The following is a 21,038-nucleotide window of genomic DNA, read 5'->3' as shown; positions in this document are numbered from 1 at the left end:
GACATCATGCACGCCCCGCCGTCGCCTCGACGAGGTCGGCCAGGCGTTGGGCGGCGTCGGGGATGGCGACGCTGCGGGCGGCGGCGGACATGGCCGACAGGCGCGCCGGATCGGACAGGACGCCGGTCAGGGTCGAAGCCAGGCGATCGACGGTCAGGTCGTCTTCCAGAATGACCTCGGCCGCGCCCGCATCGGTCAGGGCCTTGGCGTTCAGGCGCTGGTGGTCGTCGGTGGCGATCTTCAGCGGGATCAGAACGGACGGCAGGGCCGCGACCGCCAGTTCGGCGCAGGTCGAGGCGCCGGAGCGGCCGACGACCAGGTGCGCCTTGAACAGCCTGTCAGCCATGTCGCGGAAGAAGGGGGCGACCTCGGCCTCGATCCCGGCCTCCAGATAGATCTGGCGCGCGGCCTCCAGCGTCTCGGGGCGTGACTGCTGCTGCACCTTCAGGCGGCGACGCAAGGCCTCAGGCAGGGCAGCCAGCGCGCGGGGCGTGGTCTCGGACAGGATGCGGGCGCCCTGGCTGCCGCCGGTGACCAGCAGATGGATGGGACCGTCGGCGGCGGGCGCGACATAGGGGCGGTCGAACAGGGCGCGGATCTCGGACCGCACCGGCGAGCCGACGACGTGGGAGCGGCCCTGGACCTTGGCCGGCGCGCGTTCTAGCGTCGGGAAGGACGAGGCGACCTGACCGACATAGGGGGCCAGGATGCGGTTGGTGCGGCCAAGCACCGCGTTCTGTTCATGGATCACCGTCGGTCGCTGGGACGTGACGGCGGCGACTAGGGCCGGGGCGGACGGATAGCCGCCGAAGCCGACGACGACGTCCGCGCCCAGCCGGTCGAAGGCCGTTCGCGCCTGGACCACGCCCTTGAAGATGGCGACGCCCGCCTTGATCAGGCCCAGCGGGCCGGAGCCGGTGGCGGCGTCCAGCGCCAGCCGTTCCTCGGCCGGAAAGGCGTGGGCGTATTGTTCGCCCCGGTGATCGGTCGCCAGGACCACGCGCCAGCCCCGCGCCGCCATCTCGCGCGCCAGCGCCTCGGCCGGGAACATATGGCCGCCGGTGCCGCCGGCGGCGACGACGCAGAGCTTGGTCATGGGCGAGGCTCCGAAAAAGAGGGTCTGAATAGTCTGAAGTTCAGACGGTGGGCAGGCAAAAACACCGTCTAATTCGTCTAATCTGTCTAATGTCGGCCAGGAACGGTGCGGCGAGGAATGGGGTGGCGACAGGATCGCACGGTTTTTCAGCGTGGGCAGGAGACGGTCGATCGCGAGCGGTAAGCGACGGAAATCATCCGGATGTTTTCGTCAAAGAAGGCTGGCTAATCGCTCTTTCGTCCTCCTGCGACTGGCGTAGCGAGATCGCGGGACGACGATAGAGAACTACAGCAACCGCCGGCCCATGGTCAGGCTGGCGCCGGGTTCGTAGGCGCCGGGTCTGCGCCGCGTCAGGGCTAGGGCAAAGCCCATGGTCAGGCCCATGGCCAGCATGGATGAGCCGCCGTAGCTGATGAAGGGCAGGGTCATGCCTTTGGTCGGGATCAGGTTCAAGTTCACCGCGACGTTGATGCAGGCCTGAAGCCCGATCAGCATGAACAGGCCCGCCGCCGCCGTCTGCTCGAACGGGTCGGTCAGCTTCATGGCCCGGCGCATGCCGCGGATAACGATTAAGGCGTAGAGGCTGATCATGATCAGGCTGAGGATCAGGCCGAACTCCTCGGCGCCGACGGAATAGATGAAGTCGGTGTGCAGGTCGGGCACGCGGCGCTTCATCACGCCCTCGCCGATGCCGCGTCCAAGCAGGCCGCCGGCGCGGATGGCCTCGGACGCGCTGTCGATCTGGTGGGTGTCGGTGGTTTCGGGCGAGAAGAAGCGGCTGAGGCGGTCGCGCATGTGGCCGAAGACGAAATACAGCGACACCAGCCCCGCCATGCCGAGGCTGGCCAGAACCGCCATCCATTTGAACGGCACGCCCGCCATGAAGAAGACGGCCATGAAGGTGGTGGTGATCAGAAGCGTCTGGCCGATGTCGGGCTGGATCAGCAACAGCGAGACGGTCAGGGCGTAGAAGCCAAACGCGATGGTGACGCCGGGCACCCCCTGCCCCTTTTGCGCCTCGGCGAACATCCAGGCGGCGAAGACGATCAGGCCGGGCTTGGCGAACTCGGACGGTTGCAGACTGAAGGGGCCGAAGTTCACCCAGCGGGCGGCCCCCTTCACCGTATCGCCGATAAACGGCAAGGCCATCATCACGACGATGGCCCCGAACAGGGCCAGGACCGCGATGCGTCGCACGCCGCGCGGCGACATCAGCGAGGTCGTCAGCATGATGCCGAGCCCCACGCCCGAAAAGACCATCATCCGCCAGGAATAGTGGAAGGGGTCGGTGATCGATTCATCGGCCAGGATGGCGGCGGGGCTGGAGGCGAAGCTAAGCGCGACGCCCAGGGCCATCAGCGCGAGCGCCGCGCCCAGCAGGCCGCGATCCACGGTCCAGAACCACTGGGCCACATGGCTTTGGTCATTACGGGAAAAGGCGGGGGTGTATGGAGCGCTCATGACGCGGTTTCCGAGACGGCGCCGAGGGCCAGGACGGCGGCGCGGAAGGCCTCGCCGCGCGCCTCGAAGTCCTTGAACTGATCGAAGCTGGCGCAGGCGGGGGACAGGAGGACGATCTGCTCGCCGCCGGCAGAGGCCGCATCGGCGGCGGCGGCGGCCACGGCGGCGTCGAGGGTGCGGGCGATGACGTGGGGCGTGTCGGCCAGTGTGGCGGCGAAGGCCGGGGCCGCGTCGCCGATCAGATAGGCCTTGGCGATGCGGGGGAAGAGGTCGGCCAGGTCCGCGATTCCGCCGGCCTTGGGCACGCCGCCGGCGATCCAGAAGACGGACGGATAGGAGGCCAGGGCCTGACGCGCGGCGTCGGCGTTGGTGGCCTTGGAATCGTTGATGAAGCGCACGGAGCCGAGGCGGCCGACCGCCTCCATCCGGTGGGCCAGGCCGGGGAAGGACAGCAGGCCGGCGACGGCGGCGCGCTCCGAGATTCCAAGATTGAGGGCGGCCAGTAGAGCAAAGGCTGCATTTTGAGCGTTATGCCGGCCGGTAAGCGATTTGGCTTGGGTCAGATCAACCACATCGCGAAAGACATCACCGTCCTCAACAGCCAGTTGCCCAGCAATCAGGCGCACGGTGGAATCAGCGTTCCCGAGCATAGAAATCGGGGCTGCAACACGCCCATTGTCGATGAGATTTTCCCATATGAACCGCCCTTCGGGCTCATCTACACCGATCAGAGGAAAAGTGTCGGGGGACTGGAAGATGCGCGCCTTGGCCGCGACATAGCCCTCCATCCCGCCGTGGCGGTCCAGGTGGTCGGGACTGATGTTCGTCAGGATGGCGACATCGGGGGCGAAAGCGGTGGTCAGGTCCAACTGATAGCTGGAGACCTCGATCACATAAACGGCGTCGGGCGTGGGTTCGGGCAAGGCCAGGACGCCGACGCCGATATTGCCGCCGACGTGGACCGTCAGGCCCGCCGACTTCAGCACCCAGCCTATCAAGGCGGTGGTGGTGGACTTGCCGTTGGTGCCGGTGATGGCGACGACGCGCGGCCGCTGATCCTTCGGCTGGGCGGCCAGGGCGCGGGCGAACAGTTCGATGTCGCCGACGACGGGCACGCCGGCCGCGCGGGCCAGGTCCACGGTCCAGTGGGGCCTGGGATGGGTCAGCGGTGCGCCGGGCGACAGAACCAGGGCGGCGAAGTCGGACCAGTCGGCGGCGGCCAGGTCCTCGACCGTGAAGCCCTCGCCTTTCGCCAGCGCCCGACCGGCCTCGCCGTCATCCCACAGGATCGGGATCGCGCCCCCGGCCTGAAGGGCGCGCGCAGCCGTGATCCCCGACCGTCCCAGGCCGAAGACCGCGACCCGCCTGCCTTCAAAGCCGGGAACGGGGATCATCGGATCAGCGCAGCTTCAGCGTCGACAGGCCCAGCAGGGCCAGGGCGCCGGCGATGATCCAGAAGCGGATGACGACCGTGGATTCCGGCCAGCCCATCTTCTCGAAATGGTGGTGGACCGGCGCCATCAGGAAGATACGCTTCTTGGTCAGCTTGTAATAGCCGACCTGGATCATGACCGAGGCGGCCTCCATGACGAACAGGCCGCCGACGATGCCCAGAACCAGTTCGTGCTTGGTGGTGACGGCGATGGCGCCCAAAGCGCCGCCCAGAGCCAGCGAACCGGTATCGCCCATGAAGATCTTGGCCGGCGGTGCATTGTACCAGAGGAAGCCCGCGCCCCCGCCGATCATGGCCGCGCAGAAGATGGCCAGTTCGCCCGCGCCAGGCACGTGGTGGACCTGAAGATACTGGGCGAAGACGAAGTTGCCGGCGAGGTAGCTGATCACGCCGAACGCGCCCGCCGCCATCATCACCGGCACGGTCGCCAGACCGTCCAGACCGTCCGTCAGATTCACCGCATTGGAGAAGCCGACGATGGTGAAGGCCGCGAACGCCACATAGAACCAGCCGATGTTCAGCAGCACGGCCTTGAAGAAGGGGAAGGCGATCGACGTCTCGAGCCCCGGTGAGGTTGGCGACACCGTCATCCACAGCACGGTCAGGACGCCGGCGACGACGGCGACGACGGTCTGGGCCAGGAGCTTCTGCTTGGAGGTCAGGCCGGCCGAGGTCTGTTTGGTCACCTTGGCGTAGTCGTCGATGAAGCCCAGCACGCCGAAGGCCGCCGTCACGAAGCTGACGATCCAGATGTAGGGATTGGTCAGGTCGCCCCAGAGCAGCACCGCCACGCCGATGCCGGCCAGGATCATCAGACCGCCCATGGTGGGGGTGCCGACCTTGGACAGGTGGGACACCGGGCCGTCGTCGCGGATCGGCTGGCCCCGGCCCTGTTTGGCGCGGATCCAGTTGATGAAGCGGCTGCCCATGGCGACGGCGACGATCATGGCGGTGGCCATGGCGAGCGCCACGCGCACCGTCTGGTACTGAACCAGGTTCAGCAGCGGATACTGGTGCGCCACGTCGGCGTAGTAGAGATAGAGCAGGTAAAACATTCGGCTTCCCTATCGCGTCGTGGGCGTCGTGTCGCGGCCTTGAAGGTCGGCGAGCGCCTTGGCCACCAGCGAGGCCTTGGAGCCGTTCGAACCCTTGACCATGACGATGTCGCCGGGCGCGACCAGTAGGGCCGCCTCGGCCGCCAGTTCCGCCGCCGTCGCGCGCCAGACGCCGCGTCGCGAGACCGGAAGCGCGTCGTAGAGCCAGCGCATCTCGGGACCGGCGGCGTGGACCAGGTCCAACCCGGCGGCGTCGATGGGGCCGGCGAGGCCTTCATGCAGGTCGCGGCTCTGCTCGCCAAGCTCCAGCATGTCGGTCAGCACCACCACGCGGCGGCCCGAGGTCGAGCGCGCGCCCAGGGTCTTGAACCCGGCGGCCATGGACAGCGGATTGGCGTTGTAGCTTTCGTCGATCAGGGTGAAGGCGCCGTCCGGCGTCGTGACCGTGCGCGTCTGGCCGCGTCCGGCCAGAGGCTGGAACCCGGCGAGGGCTTCGAGACCCGTCTCCAGCGTCACGTCCAGGGCGTCGAGCATCAAGAGGACGCACAGGCTGTTCAGGCCCCAATGGGCGCCGGACTGGGCCAGGCGATAGTCGATGCGTCGCCCGAACAGTTCGGCGGCCACCGCCGCGCCCTCGGCGTCCGGCCGGAAGTCCAGCAGGCGGGCGTCATGGCCGGCGTCGGATCCGAACGTCAGCAGACGCGCGCCGACCGCCTTGGCGGCGTCGCACAGGATAGCCGAGAAGGCGACGTCGCCGTTCGCCACCGCCGCACCGCCCGGCACCAGGCCCTGGAAGATGGTCGCCTTTTCACGCGCGACGCCCGCCTCGCCGTCCGCAAAGGCCTCGATATGGACCGGACCGACCGTGGTGACGCAGGCGGCGTGGGGGGCGACGAAGCGCGACAGGGGCGCGATCTCGCCCGGCGCATTCATGCCGATCTCGAACACGGCGCGCCGGGTCTCGACCGGCATTCGGGCCAGGGTCAGGGGCACGCCGATGTGGTTGTTGTAGCTCTTGATCGAGCCGTGGGCGGGACCGGTCAGGTCGAGGCCCGCCTTGATGGCCTGGGTGACGCTGGTCTTGCCGACGCTGCCGGTGACGGCGCCGCGCTTCACATGGGGCGCGCGTTCGCGGGCGGCGACGCCCAAGGCCTCCAAGCCGCGCAAGGTGTCGGGCACCACGACGCACGGGCCGCCCTCGACCGGATGTTCGACCAGGGCGGCCGCGGCGCCCGATGCGAAGGCGCTGCCGGCGAACTGATGTCCGTCGCGTTCGCCCTTCAGCGCCAGGAACAGGTCGCCGGGGACGATCTCGCGGCTGTTGTAGGTCAGGCCCGTAATCGGGCGGTCGTCGCCGTGCAGCACGCCGCCCGTGGCGGCGGCGACTTCGGCGGCCGACCAGAGCGGGCGGGCGGAGTTTTCAGGCATAGAGAGACAGGGCCTCGGACGCGGCAGTGGCGTCGTCGAAGGGGTGGGTCACGCCCGCGACGATCTGACCCTGTTCATGCCCTTTTCCGGCGATGACCACCACATCCCCGTCACGCATCATTTCGACGGCGGCCTCGATGGCGGCGCGGCGGTCGCCGATCTCGATCCCGTCCGGGCAGCCGGCGCGGACCTGGGCGCGGATGGCGGCGGCGTCTTCGGACCGCGGATTGTCGTCGGTGACGATGGCGATGTCGGCCAGACGCCCGGCGATCTCGCCCATCAGGGGGCGCTTGCCACGGTCGCGGTCGCCGCCGGCGCCGAAGACGACGATCAGTCGGCCAGTCGCGTGCGGACGCAGCGCGTTCAGCACCGTCTCGAGCCCGTCGGGGGTGTGGGCGTAGTCGACATAGACCTCGCCCCGACTTTCCTGGCCGCCGTCGATGCGTTGCAGGCGGCCTTGCGCCCCGGTCAGGCCTTCCAGCGCGCCGATGACGGCGTCGGCGGGATCGCCGGCGGCGATGCACAGACCGGCCGCCACCAGGGCGTTGGACGCCTGAAACGCGCCGGCCAGGGGCAGCAGGATTTCGCGGATGTCGCCGCGCACGTCGATGGTCAGACGCTGGCCCTCAGGCGTCGCGCGACGGCCGATCAGGGTCAGGTCGCGACCGCGCTCGCCCACGCCCATGACGCCCAGGCCCGCCATAATCGAGGCGGAGGCGAAGACCGAATAGGCGTCGGAATCGGCGTTCAGCACGGCGGTGCGGCCGCGCGGCAGCAGGGTCTCGAACAGGCGCATCTTGGCGGCGCGATAGTCCGCCATGGTGCCGTGATAATCGAGATGGTCCTGGGTCAGGTTGGTGAAGGCGGCGGCCTTCAAGGCGACCCCGTCCAGGCGGCGCTGATCGATGCCGTGGGACGAGGCCTCCAGCGCGACGTGGGTCACGTCCTTGGAGGCCAGTTCGGCCATCAGGCGCGCGGCCTCGGCGGCGTCGGGGCTGGTCAGGCCGGGGCCGGTCAGGGCGTAGGTTTTGACGCCCTTCTGGCCGATGACGCCCAGCGTGCCCATGCTGGCGGACTTGTGGCCGATCCCGGCCCAGATCTGGCGGCAGAAGGTGGCGACCGAGGTCTTGCCGTTGGTGCCGGTCACGGCGACGCAGGTCTTGGGCTGGGCGCCGTAGAAGCCGCGCGCGGCGATGGCGTAGGCCCGGCGCACGTCGCCCGAGGTAACCAGAACGGGCGCCGCGCCATCCGGCGTGTCGGTCGGGGCCAGAACCGCAGCCGCGCCTTGCGCCAGGGCCTGGGGGATGAAGGCGCGGCCGTCGGCGGCCGTACCCGGCAGGGCGACGAACAGGGCGCCGGGCGAGACCTTGCGGCTGTCGGCGGTGACGCCGGTGATGACGGGGTCCGAGGACACGTCGCGGCGCAGCAGGTCGGACAGGTGAAGCGCGCTCAAAGCCCGTCCCCCGCCACGTCCTGATATTGCGGGATCTTCTCGCCCGAGGCCGTGCGCCAGCGGTCGTCGCGGCGTTCGACGCCCAGGAAGCCGGCGATGCGGTCGGCGATATTGTGCACGGCGGGCGCAGCGACATAGGCGCCGGTCTTGGGATAGGTCCCCGGCTCGTCCATCACGATCAGGATGGCGTAGCGCTTGCCGTTCAGCGGGCCGTCGACGGGGAAGACCGCCGCAAAGGAACCCAGGGCGTGGCTGGGGTCGTAGCGACCGCCGACCAGCTTGTTGGCCGAGCCGGTCTTGCCGCCGACCCGCAGGCCTGGCGCGTCGGCGAAACCGCCCGAACCCTTGACGACGTTGCGACGCAGCAGGTCGAGAATGGCGCGCGAGGTTTCTTCGGTGACAACCTGTTGCGGCTGGACGTTGCGGGCGCCGCCCTTGCGCAGCGACAGCGGGATTATCCGACCGCCGTTGGTCAGGGTGCCCATGGCCTGAACCATCTGGGCCGGGGTGATCATGATGCCGTAGCCGAAGGACAGCGACGCCAGGGTCGAGTTGTCCCAGCGACGCGGCACGACCGGCTTGGCCGATTCCTTCAGCTCGATCTTGGCGGCGTCCAGCAGGCCCAGGCGGCGGAAATAGTCGCGCATGGTGTTGGGGCCCATCTGCACCGCCAGCTGCGACGTGCCGATGTTGGAGGAGTGCAGATAGACCTCTTCCAAGGTCATCACCCGGTTCTGGGCGTGGAAGTCCTTGATCTTGCGATCGCCGATCTGGAAGGCCTGGGAGGCGTCGAACAGGGTGTTCATGTCGGCCCGGCCGGTGTCGAGACCGGCGGCGACGGTGAAGGTCTTGAACACCGATCCCATTTCGTAGTGGCCCGAAACAGCGCGATTCAGCGTGGCGCCGTCGGGCGCCGCGCCGCGATCGGCCGAGTTGAAGGTCGGCCAGGACGCCATGCCCAGCACCTCGCCGGTCTGGACGTCGGTGACGATGCCGACGGCGCCCTTGGCCTGGTTCTTGATCGCGGCGGCGGCGAGTTCGTTTTCCAGCACGCCCTGGACGCGCAGGTCGATGGACAGGGGGAAGGCCTCGCCGCGCTGACCCGCCGCGCGGATCTCGTCGTTGAAGGCCAGTTCGGCGCCCGAGACGCCCTGCCCGCCCGTGTCGGTGTCGCCGATCAGGTGGACGGCCGACGTTCCCAGCGGATAGGCGCGACGGTCCTCGGGCTCGAAGGTGACGCCACCCAGCGCCAGGTCGTGGACGGCGGCCTTTTCCTGAGGCGTCAGGCCGGTCAAGGCGATCAGACGACGGTCGCCGCCCAGCACCTTCTTCAGTCGCTCGGCCGAGATGCGCGGCAGGGCGCGGCGGATCTGGCGATAGGCCAGGTCGCGATCCCAGATCTCGGCCGGGTCGATGTAGAGGCCGTAGTGGACGATGTTGGTGGCCAGCAGCTCACCATTGCGGTCCGTCAGGTCGCCGCGCACCAGGGCGTTCGGATTGACGCCGCGCCCCAGCCCATTGGCCGGTGCGAACAGGGCCTTGTACGACGCGCCGATGGCCAGGCCGCCGAAGACGCAAGAAAAGACGATCAGGATCAGGAAGATGCGGACGCGGGTGTCCTCTTCCGGGCGGGCGTCGGCGCGGGCGCGCTCGAAGCCATGCTCCAGCCGCCAGACCAGTTCCGTCAGCCAGCGCCAAAAGGGCGACAGGCGGCCTTGCAGTCGTTCCTGGAAATCGGCGCCCGGCGCGGGGCGATGATAGCGATGATCCTGAACGCTCATTGCGCCGGCTCCGGCGAGGGCGTTGGGACAGGCGCGTCATCGGCGACGGCGGCGGGCGCCGGCGCGGCCGCAGGCGCGGACGCGGCGGGTTGAGCGGGGACGGGTTTAAGGGCGGTCAGTTGACCTTCCTTGGCCTGACGGGCGACCGCGACGGGGGCCATGCCGATCTGGCGCGACAGGCTTTCCAGACGGGCGGGCTGCTCCAGCCGGGCCACCTCGGCGCGCAGCAGGCGGACGCGCTGTCCGTTCTCGCGGATGTCCTGTTCGATCTGGGCGATGCGGCTGCTCTCACGCGCTGCGGCGGCCTTGGCCGCATAGACCGAGACGATCATGATCGCGACCAGAGCCACGCCGATGATCTCGACCCAGCGCACGCCACGCACCTTCCAGTCGAACAGGCGCTGAAGGGCGGAGCGGGAATAGGTGAAGAAGGGCGCCGTGGTCATGCCGCCGCTCTCCCATCGATCCGGCCCCAAGCCGGCGCGTCGGTGCGCACGGCGGCGCGCAGCTTGGCCGAGCGGGCGCGAGGGTTGGTGGAACGCTCTTCGTCGCCCGCCTCGCGCGCGCCCTTGAACTGAAGCGTGAAGCTGGGCTTGCGCGGATCGACGGCCATCGGCGCATGACGCGAACCGGCGGGGCTGTTGCCCGTGCGCTCGGTCAGGAAGGCCTTGACGATGCGGTCTTCCAGCGAATGGAAGGTGACGACGGCGAGGCGTCCACCGGGGGCGAGCGTCGCCTCGGCGGCCTCCAGACCGCGCTCCAGCTCGCCCAGTTCGTCGTTGACCGCGATGCGCAGGGCCTGGAACACCCGCGTCGCCGGATGGATGGGCGCGCCGCGACGGCCGCCCAGAGCCTTTTCGACCACCTCGGCCAAATCTAGGGTGCGGGTGAACGACTGTTCGGCGCGGCGACGCAGGATGGCGGTGGCGACGCGGCCCGACTGGCGCTCTTCGCCGTACAGTTTGAAGATGTGGGCCAGGGGACCGTGGTCCCAGCCGTTGACGATGTCGGCGGCGGTCGCGCCCTCATCGGACATGCGCATGTCCAGCGGACCGTCGCGCATGAAGGAAAAGCCGCGCTCGGCCTGATCCAGCTGCATCGACGAGACGCCGATGTCGAAGACGGCGCCGTCCAGCTTCGCCTTGCCGCTGTCGGCGAACGCCCCGGCCAGACCCGAGAAGGGGGTGCGGATCAGCTGGAACTGGCCGGGGAAGTCGCTGGCGACGGCGTCGGCGTGCGGCTGGACCGTCGGGTCGCGATCCAGGGCGACGACCTGGGCGCCGGTCTTCAGGATGGCGCGGGTGTAGCCGCCGGCGCCGAAGGTGGCGTCGATCACGACGTCGCCGGGCGCGGGCGCCAGGGCCTCGATCACCTCAGCCAGCAGGACTGGAGCGTGGGGAGCGCCGGGGAGAACGTCGATCACGACCCGCCTCCCGCCAACTTCATCTGGGCCGCCAGCTTCAGGGCGCCGATCTGGGCCATGCCGGCCTTGGCCAAGGCGCGCTGTTCGGCGCGGCGGGCCGCCCATTTCTCGCGCGACCAGATCTGGAAGCGGTCGTTCAGGCCGACGATGACGACGGTGTCGCCCAGACCGGCTTCGGCGCACAGCGCCTCGGGTAAGGTGATCCGACCGCCGGAATCGTAGGCCAGACGCACCTGCTCGCCCATCACCTGCCACTCCAGCGCCGAACGCTCCTCGGAGCCGAACGGCAGGGCTTCAATCATTTCGGCATAGACGGCGAACAGGCGGTCGCCGCCCGCTTCCAGACAGTCGGCCTCGATCGAAGGGAAGATGAAGACGCCGCCAGCGGCGCCGTTTTCGGTCGTGCGGAAATCGTTGGGGATGAGGAGACGGCGCTTGCCGTCCAGCTGCTTCTCATAGGTCGAGAGAAACACGCCCTGTCCAATCGAGCCCTTCGGCCCGTCCCTAGATGCCCTGACGAACGCCCGCCGCGCCCGCCTCTCAGCCCCAAATCATGAAGCTGGGATAGCATGGGATGAAATGGGCCTCAATGGGATCAAGGCCAAGATTTAACCATGTTTTGACGTGTGACGACTTAAGCACGCTCGAACAGCTGGAACATACACGGAACAAACAAAGTATTCACAGGCTGTGAGGCGTTCTAACCTTCCATTGCCAGACAATAGGTTAACGCGCGCGAAAGCGCGGGACCGCCGCCAGAACGCTGAAATGCGGGGATAATCCAAACTCGGATTAGGCGACGCGCTTAGGGAGGGCACCAACGCCCAACCCTCCGGGCCTCAAGTAGGCCAAAGGCCGATAGGCCCAAAGAAAAAGCCGGCCTCAAGCAGCGCAAAGCGCGGTAGCCAAGAAAAATGCCAGACGGCCTGTAAGCCGGGTTTTGTTCCGCTCCGAAGCCGAGGCCCGGATCGGCGACGATCATTCCTCTGGACCGACCATTGCTGATCGGTTCTCGCGACCTACCCGGACATCTGAGGCGGTGAGCCCCGCGAGCGAGCCCGCGCGATGTCCCTATTTGGTCTTGCTCCAGGCGGGGCTTGCCATGCCGTACCTGTTGCCAGGTCCGCGGTGGGCTCTTACCCCACCCTTTCACCCTTACCGGCCTCGCAAGGCCGGAGGTTTGCTTTCTGTGGCGCTATCCCTCGGGTCACCCCGGGCGGAAGTTATCCGCCGCCTTTTCACCGTGGAGCCCGGACTTTCCTCGACGGACGCGAAGTCCGCCGCGACCGCCCAGCCGTCTGGCGCGCGCTAGATGCGCGCTAGCGGCGCGAACGTCAATTCAATACGCCCGTGACACTCTCGGCGCTGGCTAGCTGGAGCAGACCGACCAGGCGGGCGCGGGTTTCGCCGTCGGCGACGCCGTCGACGCGGGCCGGGCGCCAATGACGCTGGAAGGCGCGGACGGCGGTTTCGACGGCGGCGTCGTAGTCGCCGCTGGCCTTCAGGCCGTAGCCCAGCCGATGCAGGCCGGCGCTGAGCACCATCGGGCCGATGCCCTGATCGCCCTTTTGCAACAGGCCGCCCAAGGCCTGAACCCGTTCGGCCGCCGGTTCGAACCACAGGCCGTGCCCGGCCTCGGCCAGACGTTTCCAGGGGAAGAGCTCGCCCGGATCTTCCTTGCGATCCGGCGCCAGGTCGGAATGGGCGATGATGCGGTTGTCGGCGATGGTCCAGCGGCTGCGAATGTCGGAGATCAGGGCGATGACGGCCGCGATCTGGGCTTCGGGGAAAGCGCGGTAGCCGAACTCATGGCCGGGATTGACGATCTCGATCCCGATTGAGACGGCGTTGCAGTCGTCCTCGCCCTGCCAGACGCCGCGACCGGCGTGCCAGGCGCGGCGCTCCTCGGGCACCAGTTGAAAGACGCGGCCGTCTTCCTCGACCAGATAGTGGGCCGAAACCTTGGCCTCGGGGTCGCGCAGGCGGGCCAGAGCGGCCTCGCCGGTCTGCATGCCGGTGTAGTGCAGCACCAGCATGTCCGGCGGCGCACGGCGCGCGTCGAAGTTGGGCGAAGGCGCGTCGATGTAGGACGTCATGGGCGGCGTCGGCTCAGCGGCCGTTGCGCTCCCAGCCATAGGCGACCCAGGCACCGTCCACCTTGTGCGCCTCGATCAGGTCCGGATCGCTGTTGCGGCGACGCGGCGCGATATTGCGGCGGGTGCGCATGACCAGACCGACCAGAAAGACCAGAACGCCGGCGAACAGGGCGATGACCGCCACGGCCGCAGCGGTGAAGACGGCGAGGACGGCGCCGACCGCCATGGCGCAGACGGCGGCGATCGTGCCGGCGACCCACATGACGGACGCCACCAGGCCGTTGGGACGGCGGCGGGCGGCATGGCCGATGGCGGCGAGACGTTCAGGCTGGAACATGGATCATCCTTTCAGGCGATCCGGGGAACGCCTGACACGCAATGTCGGTCCATCGGGGCCTGCGGTCAATGGACCGCGACGCACGGTCGCGTGCGCCGCGCTCCGTCAAAAGATCGGCTGATCGGCCAGAACCACCGCGCCCTGGCTGCGCATCCGGTCGCTGTCGATCCGGCGCATCACGGCCTGGGCCTGGGGATCGGCCATGACGCCGCCCAGCATGACCAGCGCCTTGGCGGCCTCGGTCTGGACGCCGAACATTTCCGACAGGGCCTCGAACGGCGACTGCTGCTTGGGGAAATGCTTGAAGCGGACAGGCTCGTTGTCGGGAATCTTGGCCAGTTGGCGGGCCTTGTTCACCGCCTCGGTCACGCCGCCCAACTGGTCGACGAGGCCCAGCGGCAGGGCTTGGGCGCCGGTCCAGACGCGCCCCTTGGCGATTTCGCGCACCCGGTCCGGCGACAGTTTGCGGCCCGTCGCCACACGGGTGATGAAGTCGTCGTAGATCCGGTCCATCGAACCGGCGAAGGCCGCGCGCTGCTGGGGGGTGAACTCTTGCGTCGGCGAGAAGGCGTCGGCGTATTCCCCGCCCACCGTCAGCTCACGCATGTCGACGCCGAACCGGCCCAGCGCATCGGCCAAGACGAACTTGCCGCCGAACACGCCGATCGAGCCGGTCAGGGTCGTGGGCTGGGCCACGATCCAGTCGGCCTCGGAACTGATCCAGTAGCCGCCCGAGGCCGCATAGGCGCCCATGGACACCACCACCGGCTTGCCCGCCGCCCGCGCCGCGCGCACGGCGGCAAGGATCTGCTCGGACGCTTCGGGCGAACCGCCGGGCGAAGAGACGCGGAAGACGATCGCCTTGACGCTCTTGTCCTCGATCGCGTCGTAGATGGCCTCGGCCGTGTCGTCGGAATGGATGGACGAGCCGCCGCCGAAGCTGGCGCCGCCGCCGCGCCCGGTGACGATGGCCCCCTCCCCGCCCACAATGGCGATGGCGTTCTTGCCCGAACCCGTGCGTTCGCCCTTCTGGCTGGCGTATTTGCCGAATTCGACGATCTCGGCGCCTTTACCGGCGCGGGTCTTGATGGCGATCTCGGCCTCTTCGACCTGGCCCACCTTGTCGATCAGCCGATTGCTGAGCGCCTGTTCCGCCGAATAGGGGCCGGCCTCGATCACCGTCTTCAGCGCCGGGGCCGTCGTCTTGCGATCCTTGGCCGCGTTGGCCAGGGCGGTGTCGTAGATCGACGTCATCCAGGCAGTCATCGCCTCGCGGTGCGGGCCGGTGTAGTCGCTCTGGGTGTATTCGTTGACAGCGTTCTTGTACTCGTAGCGCTGTTCGAACTCGGGTTTGACGCCGTATTTCTGGAAGGCGCGGCCCAGGAACAGGCTGTCGGCCGAGAAGCCCGTGGCCTGGAAGCCGGCGGTGTTCTGCATCCACAGCTCCGACGCCGAGGCCCCGACCATATAGGTGGACATCACCGCGCCCGACGGGGCGAAGCCCTGGCTGTGGGCGATGACGGGCTTGCCGGCATTGCGGAAGCGGTGGATGGCCTGGCGCAGTTCGTCGGCGGTGGCGGGCGTCATGCCGCTTTCCGGCAGGCGGATCAGCAGAGCCTTGACGCTGCTGTCGCTCTGGGCCTGATGCAGGCCATCGACCACGTCCGTCAGGGCCAGGCCCGAACTGCCGAAGGCCGCGAACGGATTGGACGACGGCTGGTCGCTGACGCCGCCGCGCAGGTCCAGCTCCAGCACGGTGGTCGCCGGCGTCGTCGGCTTGGACGACGAGGCGACGGCGACCGTCAGCAGCACAACGGGAATGACGACGACGAACAGGATCAGCCCGGTGAAGACACCAAGGACCGTCAGGAAGAATTGCTTCATCGGAGGGAAAACGCGCGCTCGCAGGCCGGAAATGGCGTCGCCAGCATAGGGGGACGCGGGCCGTCGTCAAATGACGCGCGTGCAATCCGTCGGTTGACCTGGCGTTCGCAGCCGAACCCGATTGCTGCGACGCAGCGTGCGGATTGATGCGAGGCCCGGAAATCCCTATATGAGCCGCCTGTGAGCGAGGGCCTGCGCCCCGCGTTTTTCTTGCTGGAGACCGCACGATGCTGGTCACCCTGATGAAGTCCAAGCTGCACCGCGCCACGGTGACCCAGGCCGATCTCGATTACGAGGGATCGATCGCCATCGACATGGACCTGCTGGACGCCGCCGGCATCTATCCGCACGAGCAGGTCGATGTGCTGAACATCACCAATGGCGCGCGCTTCACCACCTATGCGATCGAGGCGCCGCGCGGCTCCAAGGTCATCGGCGTCAACGGCGCCGCCGCCCGCCTGGTGCAGAAGAACGACAAGGTGATCGTGGTCACCTACGGCCAGCTGCCGCAGGAAGAGGCGCGCCAGTGGAACCCGAACGTGGTCCTGCTGGACGACGCCAACGCGATCAAGACCGCCGGCTAAGGCGCTTCGCCTCTCAGAATGCAAAAAGGCCCGCCGGCGACGGCGGGCCTTTTCTTTATCCGATCGATGCGATCAGCGGGCGATGTCGTAGACGCCCGTGATGTCGATCCGCACCGTCAGTTCGCCGGCGGAAACCGGCGTGCTCTCGGCCCGGTCCATCGACACGGCGCGGGCGGCGAACATCGGCATCGGCGGCTGGGGCGCATAGCCGCCGCCCTCGGTCAGGTTGCGAATGCCCGACAGTTGGACGTTCAGCGACTGGGCGTACAGCTGGGCCTTGGCCTGCAGGTTGCGCACCGCCAGCTGGCGCGCCTGGTTTTCGGCGGCGGTCGGATCCTTCAGGCCGAAGCTGATGCCGTCGATCTGGTTGACGCCGGCGGCGACCACGGCGTCGGCCGTCGTACCGACCTTGCTCAGGTCGTTGATGACCACCGTCACACGGTTCACAGCCTGGTAGCCGCGCAGCTTGGGCGGCTCGTTCTGGACGTAATCGTATTGCGCCGACAGGTTCAGACCCGAGGTCTGGATGTCGCGTTCAGCGACGCCCGCGCGGCGCAGGGCGGCGACCACGCGCGTCATTTGCGCAGCATTATCGCGCATAGCGGCCTGGGCAGTCGTTGCCTCGGTCTGGACGCCGAAGGTGATGGTGGCCATGTCCGGCGCGGCCTTCACCTCGCCGTAGGCCGACAGGTTCAGCGACGGCGCGGGTTGCATCATGTGCATGGCTCCCATGGGTTCGGCCGTCTGAGCCATGGCGCGCGGCGTGGCGGCGGCCAGGAAGGCGGCGGCGGCGACGGCGCCGCCCAGGGCGACGGTCTTCAACGACAGGGTCTTCAGGGGGGCGGCGGCCAGGTTGCGGGTCATGCAGTCTTCTCCGTGAGCGATCCGGGACCGGCGCATTCGCCGATCCGTTGCAACGACCTTGGCCGTTCTCGCCTGAACCAACGCCCGTGCGCCTTGGCAGTTTCCGTTCATCTTCGTGAAATCGCCGAAAGATCGCCTTCTTGCCCGCCCCCGCTTGGCAAGCCGCGCCCGCGCCTGCTAGGCGAAACCCCTACCGCCGGGGCGCGCCTTGGGGGCCTGTAGCTCAATGGTTAGAGCCGACCGCTCATAACGGTCTGGTTGGGGGTTCGAGTCCCTCCGGGCCTACCACACTGGAATGTCCACTACCGTCTGCTCGTTACAGATGATTTTGCGTCGTCCCCTTACCTGACGTCACGAGTGTCTGCTCAGGGTGGGAAGCGGACCCTAGCGGACCGGCGTTTCGGCGATGACGGCGGCCAAATCTTCCTCCACATGCGCTTCAAGGTACTCGCGTACTGGAAGGGCGAAGCAAGCCTGCCAGGGCTGCGTCTGCACGTAGTGATCCCAGAACCGTCGACCGGCGGGGCTTCGGGTGAACTGCCGTAGAGCCTCCAAATCCGGCACGTAAAGACTTTGCGCTAAAGGCTCTGCGACACACTGGATTGCCTCATCGATCAACGGAGCTGGCGCTGCCCTCACGCGTGCGATGAAGCGATCGGAGAGAAGACTGTCGCGATCATAAGCGTTGGCGCTGCGCTCACTCAGGACATCTCCGGCAAACATGCTCGCAGCAATCTGGAGTCCCCAACTATTCTCAGACGTGTTCGGATCGGGATCGAAAAGCGCCGAAGCGGCAGATCTCCGCTCAGGCCCCGGATCCTGAGGCAGGGCGGGCGGGATTGAAGGAACCTGAAGGGCCAGGGTCGAGACGAGCGCTGCGATCATGGACTGACCGTATCGGCAGCCCAGGATGTCATCAACTGGTCTCCAGCCGTCATTGGCCCGGCCGAACTAGACATCACTGCCCTTGGCAGAAAGCCTACCTTCCGCATGTCCGCAACGGGGCGAAAGCCGAAGCAGCCATCACGGCGGAGACGGACCTCCGCCTAGATTTCGCGATGCGCTGACAAGAGCGCCCTCATCGCACTGTGTTTTGTCCGCTCAGATCAGGGCGATGGGGATCAGGATGGCCAGGAGGTAGATCAGCGCCCGGATCAGGGCCAGCACGGCGATGACGGCGCCGCGCCTCTTTGACACGTTCAGTCGTCGGGCGAACCAGCGGGACTGCACGACGACGAACCAGGCCGTGCCGCCGATCATGATCGCGGCGCCGACCGCATTGGGCAGTTCGGGCCGCTGAAAGATGGTCCCGCCCGCCGAGACGAAGGCGGCGCAGACGGCGGCGAGATAGCATTGCGCATAGAAGGGCGCGCGCAGGGTCTCGCGGCTGATGCGTTTCTTCTCGTGGCGCAGCAGGGTGACGGCGGCGACCAGCGGGATCAGGCTGAAGGCCAGCGAGCGGAACAGGACCAGGTTCTGCTGAGACGCATAGACCACCCGGCTAAGGTCGGTCGCCTCGGGCGGCGGCGGCACATGCAGCGCCATCGACAGCAGATTGGTCAGGACGATGGTGGCCAAGAGGAACAGCGGCGGGCTGAGCGCGTCGTCGTAGCGACGCTCCTCGCTGTCGCTCTGCTCGCGGTCCGAATAGTCCATCGCCGCCAACGGTCCGCGCAGGATGCGCCACAGGGTCAGGGGATAAAAGACCAGCCAACTGACCGCCTCGAAGAGAAACTCCTCGAAACTGCGCAGGATCTTCAGCAGGTCCATTCGCGCCCCCGGTTACGACCCCGCGATCGTGGGTCGACGGGCCGGCGGTTGCAACCCCCGACTACTGAACCGCCAGCGCCGCCTCGCGGATGCGGCCGACCATGCTGTTCAGGCCGTTGGCGCGCTGGCGCGTCAGGGCCGAGGGCAGGCCCAGCCGGTCGAGCGCCGCGCGGGCGTCGAAGGCGACGATCTCCTGCGGCGTGCGGCCGGAATAGAGTTTCAGCAGCAGGGCGATATTGCCCTTGGACAGGGCGCTGTCGCTGTCGGCGGCGAACCACAGCCGCCCGTCGTCCTGGGTCGTCGCCAGCCAGACCTGGGCCGCACAGCCCGGCACCTTGTTGGCCTCGATGCGGTCGGCCTCGTCCAGCGGAGCCAGCCCCTTGCCCAGTTCGATGACGTATTCGATCCGCTGCTCCCAATCGCCCAGCAGGTCGAAATCCTCGGCCAGTTCGGCCAGGGTCTGGTCCAGGGTGTCGGTCGGCGGCGTGCGGTCGGTCATGCGCCGCCAGATAGGCCGCGCGGCCGTTAACGACAACCGGCCGTTTTGTCCCCCGATATTCATGGTGAACGCCGCAATGGGGTTCGCCTCAGGGGGGAGCGGCCTCGCACCGACTCAGCCGCAGCCCTAGTCTGGGCGCAGACGAAACCCATGGCCCGCCCTTCTTGAAACCCGACGCCCACGCCAGATACGAGGACGACCCCACGCACGACGCGGCGTTGGGCGCTCCGCTGGTCGCCTTATGGCATGCCATCTGGGCGGTGGCTGTGGCGTTGACGGCGCTCGCGGCCCAGATGATGGACGGGCTGAAGGACGCGCCACTGGCCGCCCTGCTGCTGATGGCCTTCCCCGGCGTGTTCGGCGTCGTGCTGATGGTGCGCGACAGCGTGGGGCTGAGGCTGGCCGTCATGGGCGGGTGGATTTTGGCCGCCACTGCTTCGGCCGGCCTGACCGGCGGCGTGACCGGCGCCCTGCCTGGTCTGATCCTGACGCCGCTGGCGGCGGGGATCGCCCTCGATCATGCCCGCGTCGGCGCCGATCGTCTGACTCGGATGGGCGCCTTTGCGGTGGCCCTGCCGCTGCTGGCGGGGCTGATCTCGACCTGGCTGAACGGGGCGGAGGCGCAAGGCCCCTTGCTGGCCGCCGTCTCGGGCCTGCTGGCCATGGGCGCGATCATTGCCGCCATGCGCCTGACCTGGAGCGCGCGCCAGCGTCGTCTGGCCGAAGCCGAGGACGAGGCCGCCCGCATCGCCGCCCTGCTGGAGGATCAGCCGGCCCTGACCCTGCTGCTCGATCCGTCGGGCCGCGCCGTCGCGACCTGGGGCACGCCGCCGCCCGCCCTGTCGGTGCTGGCCCTGACCGAACAAGGCCTGATCTCGGCCGTCCATGCGCCGGATCGCCCGGCCGTTTCCGCGGCCCTGGCCCGCGCCCTGGCGGGCCAGTCGGTCGAGGTCCAGTTCACCCCGCGCATCGCCCTGGACCGCCGGGTCGTCATGATCCTGGGCCCGTTCCAGCACGAGACGGACCGCCCGCGCCTGATCGCCCAGGCGTTCGACGGCACGGCCCAGTTCGCCCGCGAGCTGGGGCTGGAGACCGCGCGCGTCGAGGCCGAGGCCCAGTCGGCCGGAAAGACCCGCTTCCTGGCCAATATGAGCCACGAGCTGCGCACGCCCCTGAACGCCGTGATCGGCTTTGCGGACATCATGCGCCAGAAGCTGTTCGGCCCCCTGCCCGAACGCTACGCCGGCTATGCCGACGCCATTCATCAGGCGGGCGGCCACCTGTTGGACCTGATCAACGACGTTCTGGACCTGTCCAAGATCGAGGCCGAGCGCTACCAGCTGGCGATGGAGACGTTCGACGCCCGCGACGCCGTGTCCGCCGCCGTCGCCCTGGTCCGGCTGCAGGCCGACGACAAGGGAGTCGAGCTGGCCGCCGTCCTGCCGTCAGAGCCAATCAAGGTCCGCGCCGACGCCCGCGCCCTGAAGCAGATGGCGCTGAACCTGCTGTCCAATGCGGTCAAGTTCACCCCGGCCGGCGGCTCGGTCACCATCACCCTGGACGCCGACGGACCGGACCTGGATCTGGCCGTCTCCGACACCGGCGTCGGCATCGCGCCGCAGGACCTTCAACGCCTGGGCCGCCCCTTCGAACAGGCCGGCGGCGCCGACCAGAAGGCGCAAGGCACCGGCCTGGGCCTGTCCTTGGTCCGCAGCCTGACCGAACTGCACGGGGGCCGCATGACCATCGACAGCACCCTGGGCGAAGGCGCGGCGGTGATGATCCGGTTGCCGGTGATGGTGGCGAGGGAAACGGCTGTCGACGAGACGCCGGTCACGGTCGAAGCCTAGACCT

General features: G+C 68.2%; 20 protein-coding genes, 1 tRNA gene and 1 other RNA gene. 4 read left to right on the top strand and 18 right to left on the bottom strand.

Going from position 1 to position 21,038, the window contains the following annotated elements:
* Window positions 1-4: 4 nt before the first annotated feature.
* From murG to ASF31_RS14950, 10 genes are all read right to left on the bottom strand, one after another.
* The gene (gene murG, locus ASF31_RS07580; protein ID WP_055754074.1) at window positions 5-1,096 is read right to left on the bottom strand and encodes an undecaprenyldiphospho-muramoylpentapeptide beta-N-acetylglucosaminyltransferase; all 1,092 of its coding nucleotides are present in this window, start codon (window positions 1,094-1,096) and stop codon (window positions 5-7) included.
* A gap of 285 nt (window positions 1,097-1,381) precedes the next feature.
* Window positions 1,382-2,557 carry a putative peptidoglycan glycosyltransferase FtsW gene (locus ASF31_RS07575; protein ID WP_055754073.1) on the bottom strand — a complete coding sequence of 392 codons (1,176 nt, stop codon included), beginning with the start codon at window positions 2,555-2,557 and terminating at the stop codon, window positions 1,382-1,384.
* The gene (murD, locus tag ASF31_RS07570) at window positions 2,554-3,951 is read right to left on the bottom strand and encodes a UDP-N-acetylmuramoyl-L-alanine--D-glutamate ligase (protein ID WP_055754072.1); all 1,398 of its coding nucleotides are present in this window, start codon (window positions 3,949-3,951) and stop codon (window positions 2,554-2,556) included. The genes ASF31_RS07575 and murD overlap by 4 nt, the downstream gene beginning before the upstream one ends.
* A gap of 4 nt (window positions 3,952-3,955) precedes the next feature.
* Entirely contained in the window at window positions 3,956-5,065 is a 1,110-nt protein-coding gene (mraY, locus tag ASF31_RS07565) for a phospho-N-acetylmuramoyl-pentapeptide-transferase (RefSeq protein WP_017504532.1), read from the bottom strand.
* A gap of 9 nt (window positions 5,066-5,074) precedes the next feature.
* Complete coding sequence (murF, locus tag ASF31_RS07560; protein ID WP_055754071.1) at window positions 5,075-6,493, bottom strand: UDP-N-acetylmuramoyl-tripeptide--D-alanyl-D-alanine ligase; 1,419 nt, start codon at window positions 6,491-6,493, stop codon at window positions 5,075-5,077.
* Window positions 6,486-7,946 carry a UDP-N-acetylmuramoyl-L-alanyl-D-glutamate--2,6-diaminopimelate ligase gene (locus tag ASF31_RS07555; RefSeq protein WP_055754070.1) on the bottom strand — a complete coding sequence of 487 codons (1,461 nt, stop codon included), beginning with the start codon at window positions 7,944-7,946 and terminating at the stop codon, window positions 6,486-6,488. The genes murF and ASF31_RS07555 overlap by 8 nt, the downstream gene beginning before the upstream one ends.
* Window positions 7,943-9,727 (bottom strand): penicillin-binding protein 2, encoded by a 1,785-nt coding sequence (locus tag ASF31_RS07550; RefSeq protein ID WP_055754069.1) that lies wholly within the window; start codon window positions 9,725-9,727, stop codon window positions 7,943-7,945. The genes ASF31_RS07555 and ASF31_RS07550 overlap by 4 nt, the downstream gene beginning before the upstream one ends.
* Complete coding sequence (locus tag ASF31_RS07545; protein ID WP_055754068.1) at window positions 9,724-10,173, bottom strand: hypothetical protein; 450 nt, start codon at window positions 10,171-10,173, stop codon at window positions 9,724-9,726. Before ASF31_RS07545 ends, ASF31_RS07550 begins: the two co-directional genes overlap by 4 nt.
* A complete protein-coding gene (gene rsmH / locus ASF31_RS07540) occupies window positions 10,170-11,150 on the bottom strand; it encodes a 16S rRNA (cytosine(1402)-N(4))-methyltransferase RsmH (protein ID WP_369814633.1) in 981 nt (326 codons plus the stop codon). Before rsmH ends, ASF31_RS07545 begins: the two co-directional genes overlap by 4 nt.
* On the bottom strand, window positions 11,147-11,395 hold the full coding sequence (locus ASF31_RS14950) for a division/cell wall cluster transcriptional repressor MraZ (RefSeq protein WP_350224834.1): 249 nt from the start codon (window positions 11,393-11,395) through the stop codon (window positions 11,147-11,149). Before ASF31_RS14950 ends, rsmH begins: the two co-directional genes overlap by 4 nt.
* Between ASF31_RS14950 and ASF31_RS14945 the strand changes: the two genes are divergently transcribed.
* Window positions 11,394-11,462 (top strand): hypothetical protein, encoded by a 69-nt coding sequence (locus ASF31_RS14945; RefSeq protein WP_350224835.1) that lies wholly within the window; start codon window positions 11,394-11,396, stop codon window positions 11,460-11,462. The two genes, ASF31_RS14950 and ASF31_RS14945, sit on opposite strands and share 2 nt — an antisense overlap.
* A gap of 601 nt (window positions 11,463-12,063) precedes the next feature.
* Here ASF31_RS14945 and rnpB read toward each other — a convergent pair.
* The 4 genes from rnpB to sppA all read right to left on the bottom strand — a co-directional run bounded on the left by rnpB (window position 12,064) and on the right by sppA (window position 15,467).
* An RNA gene (rnpB, locus tag ASF31_RS08200) (RNase P RNA component class A) lies at window positions 12,064-12,452 on the bottom strand.
* A gap of 32 nt (window positions 12,453-12,484) precedes the next feature.
* Window positions 12,485-13,246, bottom strand: a complete 762-nt coding sequence (locus ASF31_RS07530; protein WP_055754067.1) for an N-acetylmuramoyl-L-alanine amidase — start codon at window positions 13,244-13,246, stop codon at window positions 12,485-12,487.
* 13 nt (window positions 13,247-13,259) lie between these two features.
* The gene (locus tag ASF31_RS07525) at window positions 13,260-13,583 is read right to left on the bottom strand and encodes a hypothetical protein (protein WP_055754066.1); all 324 of its coding nucleotides are present in this window, start codon (window positions 13,581-13,583) and stop codon (window positions 13,260-13,262) included.
* 105 nt (window positions 13,584-13,688) lie between these two features.
* A complete protein-coding gene (gene sppA, locus ASF31_RS07520; RefSeq protein ID WP_055754065.1) occupies window positions 13,689-15,467 on the bottom strand; it encodes a signal peptide peptidase SppA in 1,779 nt (592 codons plus the stop codon).
* A 227-nt stretch (window positions 15,468-15,694) separates the two neighbouring features.
* Here sppA and panD point away from each other — a divergent pair, with 227 nt between their 5' ends.
* Complete coding sequence (gene panD / locus ASF31_RS07515) at window positions 15,695-16,051, top strand: aspartate 1-decarboxylase (RefSeq protein WP_039246844.1); 357 nt, start codon at window positions 15,695-15,697, stop codon at window positions 16,049-16,051.
* A 72-nt stretch (window positions 16,052-16,123) separates the two neighbouring features.
* On the opposite strand, the gene ASF31_RS07510 is transcribed toward panD, so the two are convergent.
* Window positions 16,124-16,915, bottom strand: a complete 792-nt coding sequence (locus tag ASF31_RS07510) for an SIMPL domain-containing protein (protein WP_055754064.1) — start codon at window positions 16,913-16,915, stop codon at window positions 16,124-16,126.
* A gap of 212 nt (window positions 16,916-17,127) precedes the next feature.
* Between ASF31_RS07510 and ASF31_RS07505 the strand changes: the two genes are divergently transcribed.
* A tRNA-Ile gene (locus ASF31_RS07505) sits at window positions 17,128-17,203 on the top strand.
* Window positions 17,204-17,299: 96 nt separating this feature from the next.
* Here ASF31_RS07505 and ASF31_RS07500 read toward each other — a convergent pair.
* The 3 genes from ASF31_RS07500 to ASF31_RS07490 all read right to left on the bottom strand — a co-directional run bounded on the left by ASF31_RS07500 (window position 17,300) and on the right by ASF31_RS07490 (window position 19,184).
* Window positions 17,300-17,800 carry a hypothetical protein gene (locus ASF31_RS07500; protein WP_055754063.1) on the bottom strand — a complete coding sequence of 167 codons (501 nt, stop codon included), beginning with the start codon at window positions 17,798-17,800 and terminating at the stop codon, window positions 17,300-17,302.
* A gap of 216 nt (window positions 17,801-18,016) precedes the next feature.
* Window positions 18,017-18,685, bottom strand: a complete 669-nt coding sequence (locus ASF31_RS07495) for a hypothetical protein (protein WP_055754062.1) — start codon at window positions 18,683-18,685, stop codon at window positions 18,017-18,019.
* Window positions 18,686-18,746: 61 nt separating this feature from the next.
* Complete coding sequence (locus ASF31_RS07490) at window positions 18,747-19,184, bottom strand: SufE family protein (protein ID WP_055754061.1); 438 nt, start codon at window positions 19,182-19,184, stop codon at window positions 18,747-18,749.
* 164 nt (window positions 19,185-19,348) lie between these two features.
* Here ASF31_RS07490 and ASF31_RS07485 point away from each other — a divergent pair, with 164 nt between their 5' ends.
* Window positions 19,349-21,034 (top strand): HAMP domain-containing sensor histidine kinase, encoded by a 1,686-nt coding sequence (locus ASF31_RS07485; RefSeq protein ID WP_055754060.1) that lies wholly within the window; start codon window positions 19,349-19,351, stop codon window positions 21,032-21,034.
* Window positions 21,035-21,038 lie beyond the last annotated feature (4 nt).

It is taken from the genome of Brevundimonas sp. Leaf280 (assembly GCF_001422455.1).
GTDB lineage: Bacteria > Pseudomonadota > Alphaproteobacteria > Caulobacterales > Caulobacteraceae > Brevundimonas.
The sequence above is the reverse complement of the archived record's forward strand: the minus strand, read 5'-3'. Positions and strand labels throughout refer to the sequence as shown.